A 10,307-nucleotide genomic window follows, 5' to 3' on the forward strand; every position below is an offset into this window, starting at 1 on the left:
CCAATACATTGGCGCGGGGTGGAGCAGCCCGGTAGCTCGTCAGGCTCATAACCTGAAGGTCACAGGTTCAAATCCTGTCCCCGCAACCATCTCAACTTGCGATTGGCCCGCCCCTCCGGCGGGCCTTTTGCTTTTCAGCGAAATCGCAAGGATCCCAGCGAGATCGCCGCGCACATCGATCTTCAGCTCGTTGTCTTCCGGCGTCAGAGTGATCTCCCGCACCAGCGAGCGGATCACGTCGGAGGCGACCATCCGCTTCTCCTCCGAATCTTCCTGAAGCGCGGCATACAGTTCGTCGACTTGGACGTGGTAATGATGCGCCATGTTGGGATGCAGGAGGGGTGGCGGCTCTTCGGCGTCCTCAAGGAACGCCTTCAACTCCTTCTGTCGACGCTCCAGCACGACCATCTTCTCGTTGAGACGATCGGCGGCGCCTCCCTTCAGAATGAGGTTCAGAAGCGTGTCGAGTTCGCGGTCAATCCGCTTGACCTCGGCTTCGGCCGCGTCGATCGACGCCCGGCCTTCCATGCGGAGCCGGTTCATCTCGCGGGTGAATTCTTCGCAGAACTCCTTGAACAGCGCGGGGTCCATTAGGTGATGACGTAGCGCATTGAGGACGCGCGCTTCGAGCTGATCGCGTCGGATGTTCTTCCGATTGTCGCAGGTGCCCTTGTTGCGCGCGGTCGAGCAGCCGACCAGATCGGCCGAGATCATTGAATAACCGCCGCCACAGCAGGCGCACTTGCTCAGCCCCGAGAAGAGGTATTTGGGCCGCCGGCGTTCGCGGAAATGGTTCTCGGCGTCGCCGTCCTCACTCGGGTTCCGCTTGACGGCCCGCTGGCGATCCTTGACCGCCTGCCACAGATCGTCGTGGAGGATGCGTAGCTCCGGCACCTCCTGCACGATCCATTCCGTCTCGGGGTTCATCCGCGCTTGGCGCCGGCCGGTGTCCGGGTCTTTGATGAAGCGCTGCCGGTTCCAGACCAGCTTGCCGAGATACATCTCGTTGTTGAGGATGCCGTTGCCCCGCTTCGGGTTGCCGTTGATGGTGCTGAAGCCCCATTCGCCGCCACCGGGCGCGGGGATGCCTTCCTTGTTCAGCTCGAAGGCGATCCGCTTGGCCGACTTGCCGGCGGCATAGTCGCGGCAGATGCGGCGAACGACCTCGGCTTGGAACTCGTTGATGGTCCGATCGCCGCGCACCGGCTCGCCGCTCGCGTCGAACTTCTTCACCACATCATAGCCATAGGCATTGCCGCCGCCGGACTTGCCAAGCTCGACTCGGCCCCGCAGACCGCGGCGGGTCTTGTCGGCTAGATCCTTCAGGAACAGGGCATTCATCGTGCCCTTGAGGCCGACATGCAGATGCGTGACCTCGCCCTCGGAGAGCGTGACGAGTTTCACGTCCGAATAGGCCATACGCTTGTAAAGGCCGGCGATGTCTTCCTGATCGCGCGAAAGGCGATCCATCGCTTCAGCCAGCACATAGCGGAAGCGGCCGCGCGTCGCATCGGAAATCAGAGCCTGGATGCCGGGGCGCAGGAGCGAAGCACCGGAAATGGCGTGGTCGGTATATTCCTCGACCACCTGCCAGCCCTGCTTCTCGGCGTGGAGCCGGCAGATACGAAGCTGGTCGGCGATCGAAGCGTCGCGCTGGTTATCGGACGAATAGCGGGCATAGATCGCGACCTTCACAACGCACTCTCCTGAGACATCAGGAGCGCGTCGTGCGGCGTCCCTTCGTCTGCTCCTCGAAAACCTCTCGCGCGGCACGACGGGCGAGCAGGCGAGCCAACTCGACCAGGCGCGGGTCGGGACCATCGCCGCGACGCACGAGAGTCAGTTCCGGCTCTACGAGCCGAAGCGAACTCCTCTGCTTTGGGCGTTTGCCGTGATCCATCGTTGCGCCGTTTGATGTCGGTTGCAAGTTGATGGCTTTCACGATTGTCGTGAATCCAAGTATAGGCAACGGAAATCAAAGGCGGATATTCGGCGGAGAACGGAGCGGTTGCGCGCAGCGTAGCGTGCGCCAGCGACGAATAGGATACGCTGGCGTCGTGAAATGACCTGCGAAAATGCCGCGAAACCTGCTCCATGTGACCTCCTCGACAGCCATCCCTTTTTAGCGTCTTTCGTCAAGACAGGTCAGGCTGCGGATGAAGCTGACAATAGCGTATTGCGTTTGGCGCTACAAGCCGCTATATTTCGGCCAGGGAGAATGGTCATGGCTGCCACCGTCGAACGCAAGGAATACCCGATCTCGATGCGGCTGCCCGAGGCGGATGTCGCGATGATCGATCGCGCCGCCAGCCTGCGCGGCCGTTCTCGCACGGATTTCGTGCGGGATGCCGCCGTGCGTGCCGCCGAGGAAGTCGTCATGGAGCAGGGGCTGATCCGTATGAGCCCGGAGGGCTTCGCGGACTTCATGGAAATCCTGTCCCGTCCGCCCACCATCGTTCCCGAAATGATGGAAGTGCTCAAGCGGCCTGCTCCGTGGGAGCCCGGCTACGTCGCGAAGCGGTGAGCCGTGGCTCTATCGGCGCCTGAACCGCTGACTGCCGCCCATGATGTTTCCGAATTCTCCTGCGGCAAGCCGACACTCGATCATTGGCTGAAAGCGCGCGCCCTCTCCAATCAGGAAAAGGGCTTCACCGCGGTCGTCGTTGTCCATGAAGCGGGGCGCGTCGTCGGATATTACGGGCTCGCACCGACGGGGGTGGTCCCTTCGATCCTGCCTCGCTCGATCCGCACGGGCCAGCCGCCCAATCCCGTTCCCTGTCTGCTGCTCGGGCAGCTCGCCACGGATACGGCCTGGGCCGGACAGGGCATCGGCACCGGCCTGATGAAACATGCCCTTGAGCGTTGTGTACAAGCTGCCCGCCTGATCGGCGGACGGGCGCTGATGGTCAACGCCGTCGATCAAGACGCTGCCAGGTTCTGGCAGCGACGAGGCTTTATCCCCTCGAAGGACGATCCGTTGGTCCTGTTCCGGCCGATTGCCGACATCGCCGCGATGCTGACGGCAGGGGGAATCTGACGTGAGGGATGAGCCTCTTCCAACTTGATATGGTGGGGGGAAGCCTTCCCCCTGGCCGGCACTTTGTTGCCGGCACACCCTCTTCTGCGGGGAGACCCCCAGGCTGTGCAGAAACTCATCCGGACCTCAATGGGCTTGGATATATCCTGCAAGCCGTGCATCAGCTTGCTTCGATCAATGTGCTCGGTCTGACAGAGTGAACGCCCGAAGGTTGTCGAAACGTTTTACATCATCAGGCTAAGCGCAGCTCCGCCCACGGCCGCCAGCAACACGACGACCCATGGCGGAGCTTTCCAGGCCATCAGCGCCACGAAACAAATCAAGGCCAGTGCGAAATCCGGCATGCCGCCGATCGCGCTGGTGAAGACAGGCGAATAAAGCGCAGCGCCGAGAATGCCGACGACGGCGGCATTGGCGCCCTGCATGGCCGACTGCGCCCATGTCGTGCGGCGCAACTGATCCCAGAAGGGCAGCGCCCCGATCAGGATCAGGAAGCCCGGCAGGAAAACTGCGACAAGAGCGATCATCGCGCCGGCCACGCCGTTCGGCGCCGGTCCCATGACCGCTCCGAGCCAGGCGGCAAAGGTGAAGAGCGGTCCGGGGACCGCCTGTGCTACGCCATAGCCCGCGAGGAAGGCATCATCGGACACCCATCCCGGCGCGACCGTTTCGGCCTGTAACAGTGGCAACACGACATGTCCGCCACCAAAGACCAGCGAGCCAGCACGATAGAAGCTGTCCGCAAGCGCCCACCCCTGAGCCTGCCCCGCAAGGATCGGGAGACCAATCAGCAAGACGGCGAACAGCGCAAAGGCCGTCAGCCCGGCTTTGCGTGAAACCGGCACAGGCAGATGCTCGCCAATCGTGACCTGTCCTTTGCCAAGAGCCAGCCCGGCGAGTGCGCCCAGCAGTATGGCCGCCATCGTCCCGATCACTCCCGGCGCCCAGGCAAGCAGAAGCACGGCCACGACCGCGATCGTGGCGCGCTCCTTATCGGGGCAGAGGTTTTTTGCCATGCCCCACACGGCTTGCGCCACGATGGCGACGGCGACGATCTTGAGACCATGCAGGACGCCAAGCGCAAGTGGACCTTGCAGCCGCGTAGCCGTCATGGCAAGCGCGAGAAGGATCATGGCCGATGGCAGGGTGAAGGCGAGGAAAGCTGCAAACGCGCCGAGCCATCCCGCCCGCGTCAGACCAAGAGCAAAGCCGACCTGGCTGGAGGCCGGACCGGGCAGGAACTGGCATAGCGCCACCAGATCGGCATATGCGCTTTCGCTCAGCCATTTTCGCCGCGTCACCAGTTCGTCCCGGAAATAGCCCAGATGCGCGATCGGTCCGCCGAAGGAGGTGAGCCCCAGCTTCAGGAATGCGCGGAATACCTCGGAGACGCTTCCTTGCGACTGTTGCGGGCTATGATCCATTCAGGAGACCTCGTTGGTTGGGGCATTCTTGCAAACGATGACGTGCGATCGGCGCGAGATAGATTCTCAGGTTGCAGTCGTCAGGTTGACCCGCCGCATCAGAGCCTCGCCGCTCTCCTTGCGTTCGGAATAGCGGTGGGTGAGGTAGGTAGAGACGTCGCGCGTCAGCAGTGTGAACTTCATCAGTTCCTCCATCACGTCGACCACTCGATCATAATAGGAAGACGGTTTCATCCGGCCCGCCTCGTCGAACTCCTGAAAGGCTTTGGCGACGGAGGACTGGTTGGGGATCGTCACCATCCGCATCCAGCGGCCGAGCACACGCATCTGGTTGACGGCGTTGAAGCTCTGCGAGCCGCCGGAGACCTGCATGACGGCGAGTGTCCGACCCTGCGTTGGCCTTACCGCGCCGTCCGAAAGGGGAATCCAGTCGATCTGCGCCTTCATCACCGCGCTCATCGCGCCGTGACGCTCCGGGCTGGTCCAGACCTGACCTTCCGACCAGCGCGAAAGTTCACGTAATTCCTGCACCTTGGGATGATTGACCTCAGCCCCGTCCGGCAGCGGCAGGCCGGACGGATCGAAGATACGAGTTTCCGCGCCGAAATGCTTGAGCAGACGCTCGGCTTCGAATGTCAGGAAGCGACTGTAGGATCGCTCGCGGAGCGAGCCGTAAAGCAGCAGGATACGCGGCGGATGGGTAGACGGCGTCGCTGCGCGCAGACGGTCCAAACTGGGAACATCAGCGCAACCGGCATCAAGGTTGGGAAGCTCGTCCGGCATCAGCGCTGCGCCTCCGCCAGTCTGGAGACTTTGCCGCCGCGTTCATACCAGCCTTTGGAGCGGTTCACGATCCAGACGACCGAGAGCATAACCGGGACCTCGATCAGCACGCCGACCACCGTGGCGAGCGCCGCGCCCGAGTGAAAGCCGAACAGGCTGATGGCGGCGGCGACCGCCAGTTCGAAGAAATTCGACGCGCCGATCAGCGCCGAGGGACCCGCCACGCAATGCTGTTCGCCGGCCATCCGGTTGAGCAGATAGGCAAGGCCAGAGTTGAAATAGACCTGAATCAGGATAGGCACAGCAAGCAGGCCGATGATTGCCGGCTGCGCGATGATCTGCTCGCCCTGAAAGCCGAACAACAGCACCAGCGTCGCGAGCAGCGCCACAAGTGATGCCGGTCCAAGCTTTGAAAGCAGCCGATCGAGTGCGACCTGCCCGCCGCTCGCCAGAAGTCGACGACGGACGATCTGCGCGATGATGACGGGAATGACGATGTAGAGCACCACGGACAGGACCAGCGTGCCCCATGGCACGGTGATGGCCGACAGGCCCAGCAACAGGCCGACGATGGGCGCAAAGGCAACGACCATGATGGCGTCATTGAGCGCGACCTGGCTCAACGTAAAATGTGGCTCGCCCTTGGTCAGGTTCGACCAGACGAACACCATGGCCGTGCAAGGCGCGGCCGCAAGGATGATGAGACCGGCAATATAGCTGTCGATCTGATCTGCCGGCAGATAGGGCCGGAACAGCCAGCCGATGAACAGCCAGCCCAATAGAGCCATCGAGAACGGCTTTACCGCCCAGTTGATGAACAGCGTCACGCCGATGCCGCGCCAGTGGCGGCCGACCTCGCCCAATGCGGCGAAGTCGATCTTGAGCAGCATGGGGATGACCATCAGCCAGATCAGCACGGCTACCGGCAGGTTGACCTTGGCAATTTCCATCGCGCCGATGGCATGAAATTCGCCCGGCAGAAAATGGCCGAGCGCGATGCCGACGACAATGCACAATGCGACCCAGAGGGTGAGGTAGCGTTCAAAAGTAGACATGGAATTCCTTCAGGCCGTGGGCACGCGCCGGCCGTGTTCGTCGATCACCCGCTCGCCGTCTTCCTTGACGAACGCGCCGTGCTGCGGCGGCAGCAGGTCGAGGACGTCCTCGGACGGTCGGCAAAGCCGAACGCCCTTCGGGCTGACGACGATGGGCCGGTTGATCAGGATGGGATGCGCCATCATCGCATCAAGCAACTCCTCGTCGCTCAGTGCCGGGTTGCCCAGGCCAAGCTCTGCATAGGGCATGCCCTTCTCGCGCAGCAGGGCGCGGACGGGGATACCCATGCGCGCGATGAGCTGGGTGAGCATGTCCCGAGACGGCGGTGTCTTGAGATATTCGATGACATGTGGCTCGACGCCTGCATTGCGGATCATCGCCAGGGTGTTGCGCGAGGTTCCGCAATCCGGGTTGTGGTAGATGATGACGTCCATAGCCTGCCTCACGCCGCGCTGTTGCGTGGAGACGACGCACCTTCGGACTGGCCGATCTCAGTCAGCTTCGTGCGGAGCGACGCCTTGTCGAGACTGGCGACTGGTAGGGACGTAAAGGCCGAGATGCGGTTCTTCATATAGCGGAAAGCGGCGACGAAGGCGGCTTCCTTCTGGATGTCCGGCCCATCGACGGCGGCAGGGTCTTCGATCCCCCAATGGGCGGTCATGGGCTGGCCGGGCCAGACCGGGCAGGCTTCACCGGCGGCACTGTCGCAGACGGTAAAGACGAAATCCATGACAGGCGCGTCGGCTCCGGCAAACTCCTCCCAACCTTTCGAGCGGAAGCCCTCGGCGGGGTAGTCGAAGCTCCGCAACACCTTCAGCGCAAAGGGATTGACCGCTCCCTTCGGCTGCGACCCGGCAGAGAAGGAGCGAAAGCGACCATCGCCGTCCTTCTTCAGAATGCTCTCGGCGAGGATCGAGCGCGCGGCATTGCCGGTGCAAAGGAACAGAACATTGTAGATGCGGTCAGTCATGGGTGGCCTCCTTGGCGGCGAGGGTTTGCGGTGAGCAGCAAGGGGAAAAATCGGCGATCAGGGGCGCGCAGATTTCCGGGTGGCCACCGCAGCAATCCTTGACGAGAAAGCCCGCGAGCTCCCGCACAGCGTCGAGCCGCGCCCGATAGATGATCGAGCGGCTATGCCGCTCAGCATCAATCAGACCGGCGCGCGTCAGCGTCGCCAGATGCGTGGACATGGTGTTGTGCGGGACATCCAACCGGCGGGCGACTTCGCCCGCGGGCAATCCGTCCGGCTCGTGCTCCATCAGCAGGCGGAACACGTCGAGGCGGGTCGGTTGCGCGAGCGCGGCGAAAGCGAGGATGGCGTTTTCTGATTCCATATGTCGAGACTAATCGACATATGGACTGGAGTCTAGACCGGGACGGCACATAGTTTCCGCCTCGTCGGGAGACCGCTGAAACTCGCTTGTGATAGGAAAGCTGGCCGTCACCCAAACAGCAGCCTCAGACCCGAGGCGAGAAGGATTGCCGCCAGAATGATGCGCAGCCATAGTTCGGGGAGGTAACGGCTGCCGATGAAGGCCCCGAGCGAGCCGCCAACAGCGACGGCGATCAGCCACCCGGGTAGCGCACTAGGGATCTGATCCCACCAGGCATAGGCTCCAAGCAGTGCAGCAGCCGAATTCATCAGATTGTAGACGGCGGTTGTCGCGGCAGTCTGGCGCGCTGTCCCCCAGTTCATCGCGAGGATCACCGGTGCGAGGAATACTCCGCCTCCGGTCCCGGTCGTGCCGGATATGAAGCCGATGATCGCACCCGTGGCCAGCGCCGGGATGAAGGGCGGATCGGTCGGCAGGTCCGCAGATGATCCAGATCTACGAAGGGCCGTCCGCGCCATCTGGACGGCCGACAGGACGAGGACCGCCCCGACGACCGGATAATAGATATCCGCCGGTAGCTGAACAGATCCTCCGAGCAGAGAGAACGGGAAGCCCAGGATCGCAAAAGGCCAGACACTTCGCCACGACAACCTTCCCGCCTTCAGGAACATGGCTGTCCCGATTGCTGCGACCAGCAGATTGAGGGCGAGCGCGGTCGTCTTCATGGCCAACGGCGCAAAGCCGACCAGCGCCATGATCGCGATGTAGCCAGATGCCCCAGCCTGGCCGACCGACGCATAGATTAGTGCGATGAGGAAGAAGGCCACCGCGAGCCAGAGTCCATCCAATTCCACCTTGCCAGAACCTCATCATGGTCGGCATCCCGAGCGTGCGGCAGCGCGCGCGTTCCCCGAAGCTTCATTGTCTATCACCAGTCTGGTGCGAGCAACATGTTCTGATGGCGCCACAGTAGATATTGTTCGTATTGCCAAGCATTTACTGGGATTATTCGGCTGCCGATGCTACACTTGATTACTTGCGACGCGGGGGCAAAATGGGACGCTTTATTGAGGGATATGATCGAAGCCAGCCGCTTCTTTTACCTGCCTGCGTCGATGACTACGTTCCGCAGGAATCTCTGGTCCGCGTCGTTGATGGCTTCGTCGAAACCCTCGATCTCACGGCGCTCGGCTTCGAGCGCACTGTCTCGGCCGCAACAGGGCGACCCGGTTATCACCCCGGCGATATGCTGCGACTGTATATCTGGGGTTACCTGAACCAGTTGCGCTCCTCGCGCCAGTTGGAGCGAGCCTGCCAGCGCGACCTGGAGGCCATCTGGCTGATGCGGCGCATGACCCCGGACTATCGGACCATCGCAGCGTTCCGGCACGATAATCCCGAAGCGATCATTCGCACAGGCGCCGCGTTCATCAGCTTCTGTCGCGAGAACGGCCTTGTTACTCCCGGCAAGGTGGCACTGGACGGGACCAAGATGCGGGCGGTTGCCAGCGCGAAGAACATCGCTGGAGCAGATCGCCTGGCGCGCGACATCGCTCATACTGAAACGGAAATCGCCTACTATCTCGACCGTCTCAACATAGCGGATCAACACCCGGCGGACGTGCGCGATCAGACAGTCAATCGCGCGGCTTTTGCCGGCGCCATCGCATCGCTGGAGCGCCGAAAGCGGAGGTTGGAGAAACGGCAGGCCGAACTTGCAGAGCACGATACAAACGTCGTGGTCTTCGGGGAACCGGATTCACGACCAATGGGATATGGCCGGGCGCCGAAGTTTCCAGCCTATAATCTCCAGAGTGTCGTCGATATCGAAAGTGGCCTGATCATTCACAACGATGTCGCCAACGAAGCCAACGACAGCCAGTTGCTGCATCCAATGGCGATTGCGGCAAAGCAAGTGCTCGACGTCGACCAGCTCGAAGTGCTGGCGGACGGAGGCTATTCGAATGCGCAGGAGGTCGCGCGCTGCGAGCAAGATGGTGTTCACGTGGCGGCACCGATCAAGCGTGGCGCCATGAGCGCAGAATTCTTCCGCCCTGTGCAGTTCATCCATGACGAACAAACCGACACGATCCGCTGCCCGGCTGGTGAAACCATGCATCCCAAGGGCAAACATACCCGAAATCGGGCGATCCGATACAGAACGCCCGCGTGCCAGACCTGCCAGATCAAACCGCAGTGTACGCCGGGATATCAACGCACGATCCACAGGCTCGTGGATCAGGGTGCGCTCGATCGGATGGAGCGTCGGGTCCACGAGAATCCCGATCTCATGGTGATCCGTCGCTGCACGGTCGAGCATCCCTTCGGCACCATCAAGCGAATGTCTGGCGGAGGCCGCTTCCTGACCCGCGGTTTGCGGCGGGTGAAAGCCGAAGCTGCCCTCTCGGTCCTGGCATTCAACATCATTCGCGCTTCGAACGCCTTCGGGACCGGAGCGCTGATGTCGCGAGGCTGAGAGCCCCGCTCGATTCAGTTCGCCTCATCGCGCCCGCACTGAATCGTCTGCGAGTTTCTGCACAGCCTGCCCCGCAACGCCCCCTTTAGAGGGAGAGGAGGGCTGAGCTGCCCCCTTCTGAGTGGTCCATCGACTATGACAGTCTGGACCAAGGAAGGGACGACGCATGCCAGCGAAGAAGCACAAGCCCGAGGAGA

The 10,307-nt window shown here is 62.1% G+C and carries 11 protein-coding genes and 1 tRNA gene; 4 read left to right on the top strand and 8 right to left on the bottom strand.

Annotation, left to right across the window (positions count from 1 at the left end; genetic code table 11):
* Window positions 1-12: 12 nt before the first annotated feature.
* Window positions 13-89 (top strand) — tRNA-Met (locus FHR90_RS16250).
* Here FHR90_RS16250 and FHR90_RS16255 read toward each other — a convergent pair.
* Window positions 46-1,695, bottom strand: coding sequence for a recombinase family protein (locus FHR90_RS16255; RefSeq protein ID WP_176622686.1), 1,650 nt, complete (start codon window positions 1,693-1,695; stop codon window positions 46-48). The two genes, FHR90_RS16250 and FHR90_RS16255, sit on opposite strands and share 44 nt — an antisense overlap.
* Window positions 1,696-2,224: 529 nt before the next feature.
* Here FHR90_RS16255 and FHR90_RS16260 point away from each other — a divergent pair.
* Window positions 2,225-2,524, top strand: coding sequence for a type II toxin-antitoxin system TacA family antitoxin (locus tag FHR90_RS16260; RefSeq protein ID WP_176622678.1), 300 nt, complete (start codon window positions 2,225-2,227; stop codon window positions 2,522-2,524).
* A 3-nt stretch (window positions 2,525-2,527) separates the two neighbouring features.
* Entirely contained in the window at window positions 2,528-3,037 is a 510-nt protein-coding gene (locus FHR90_RS16265) for a GNAT family N-acetyltransferase (RefSeq protein WP_176622680.1), read from the top strand.
* A gap of 224 nt (window positions 3,038-3,261) precedes the next feature.
* On the opposite strand, the gene chrA is transcribed toward FHR90_RS16265, so the two are convergent.
* The 7 genes from chrA to FHR90_RS16300 form a co-directional block, all read right to left on the bottom strand.
* A complete protein-coding gene (gene chrA / locus FHR90_RS16270) occupies window positions 3,262-4,461 on the bottom strand; it encodes a chromate efflux transporter (RefSeq protein ID WP_176622682.1) in 1,200 nt (399 codons plus the stop codon).
* Between the two features lie 66 nt (window positions 4,462-4,527).
* The gene (arsH, locus tag FHR90_RS16275; RefSeq protein WP_058389672.1) at window positions 4,528-5,244 is read right to left on the bottom strand and encodes an arsenical resistance protein ArsH; all 717 of its coding nucleotides are present in this window, start codon (window positions 5,242-5,244) and stop codon (window positions 4,528-4,530) included.
* The gene (gene arsB / locus FHR90_RS16280; RefSeq protein ID WP_058389673.1) at window positions 5,244-6,299 is read right to left on the bottom strand and encodes an ACR3 family arsenite efflux transporter; all 1,056 of its coding nucleotides are present in this window, start codon (window positions 6,297-6,299) and stop codon (window positions 5,244-5,246) included. The genes arsH and arsB overlap by 1 nt, the downstream gene beginning before the upstream one ends.
* Window positions 6,300-6,308: 9 nt before the next feature.
* On the bottom strand, window positions 6,309-6,734 hold the full coding sequence (gene arsC / locus FHR90_RS16285) for an arsenate reductase (glutaredoxin) (protein WP_058389674.1): 426 nt from the start codon (window positions 6,732-6,734) through the stop codon (window positions 6,309-6,311).
* An 8-nt stretch (window positions 6,735-6,742) separates the two neighbouring features.
* Complete coding sequence (locus FHR90_RS16290) at window positions 6,743-7,270, bottom strand: arsenate reductase ArsC (RefSeq protein WP_058389675.1); 528 nt, start codon at window positions 7,268-7,270, stop codon at window positions 6,743-6,745.
* Window positions 7,263-7,634, bottom strand: a complete 372-nt coding sequence (locus FHR90_RS16295; protein ID WP_058389676.1) for an ArsR/SmtB family transcription factor — start codon at window positions 7,632-7,634, stop codon at window positions 7,263-7,265. Before FHR90_RS16295 ends, FHR90_RS16290 begins: the two co-directional genes overlap by 8 nt.
* Window positions 7,635-7,741: 107 nt before the next feature.
* Window positions 7,742-8,461: a TSUP family transporter gene (locus FHR90_RS16300; RefSeq protein ID WP_266153128.1), complete on the bottom strand. Its 720-nt coding sequence runs from the start codon at window positions 8,459-8,461 to the stop codon at window positions 7,742-7,744.
* Between the two features lie 227 nt (window positions 8,462-8,688).
* Here FHR90_RS16300 and FHR90_RS16305 point away from each other — a divergent pair, with 227 nt between their 5' ends.
* The gene (locus FHR90_RS16305) at window positions 8,689-10,110 is read left to right on the top strand and encodes an IS1182 family transposase (protein WP_176622684.1); all 1,422 of its coding nucleotides are present in this window, start codon (window positions 8,689-8,691) and stop codon (window positions 10,108-10,110) included.
* Window positions 10,111-10,307: the final 197 nt, after the last annotated feature.

It is taken from the genome of Endobacter medicaginis, assembly GCF_014192375.1.
In the GTDB taxonomy this organism is placed as follows: domain Bacteria; phylum Pseudomonadota; class Alphaproteobacteria; order Acetobacterales; family Acetobacteraceae; genus Endobacter; species Endobacter medicaginis.

Excerpts from the sequence above, each read along its gene's own strand:
- arsB (WP_058389673.1), bottom strand. The coding sequence starts at position 6,299 with ATGTCTACTTTTGAACGCTACCTCACCCTCTGGGTCGCATTGTGCATT.
- arsC (WP_058389674.1), bottom strand. The coding sequence starts at position 6,734 with ATGGACGTCATCATCTACCACAACCCGGATTGCGGAACCTCGCGCAAC.
- chrA (WP_176622682.1), bottom strand. The coding sequence starts at position 4,461 with ATGGATCATAGCCCGCAACAGTCGCAAGGAAGCGTCTCCGAGGTATTC.
- FHR90_RS16260 (WP_176622678.1), top strand. The coding sequence starts at position 2,225 with ATGGCTGCCACCGTCGAACGCAAGGAATACCCGATCTCGATGCGGCTG.
- FHR90_RS16295 (WP_058389676.1), bottom strand. The coding sequence starts at position 7,634 with ATGGAATCAGAAAACGCCATCCTCGCTTTCGCCGCGCTCGCGCAACCG.
- FHR90_RS16305 (WP_176622684.1), top strand. The coding sequence starts at position 8,689 with ATGGGACGCTTTATTGAGGGATATGATCGAAGCCAGCCGCTTCTTTTA.
- arsH (WP_058389672.1), bottom strand. The coding sequence starts at position 5,244 with ATGCCGGACGAGCTTCCCAACCTTGATGCCGGTTGCGCTGATGTTCCC.
- FHR90_RS16290 (WP_058389675.1), bottom strand. The coding sequence starts at position 7,270 with ATGACTGACCGCATCTACAATGTTCTGTTCCTTTGCACCGGCAATGCC.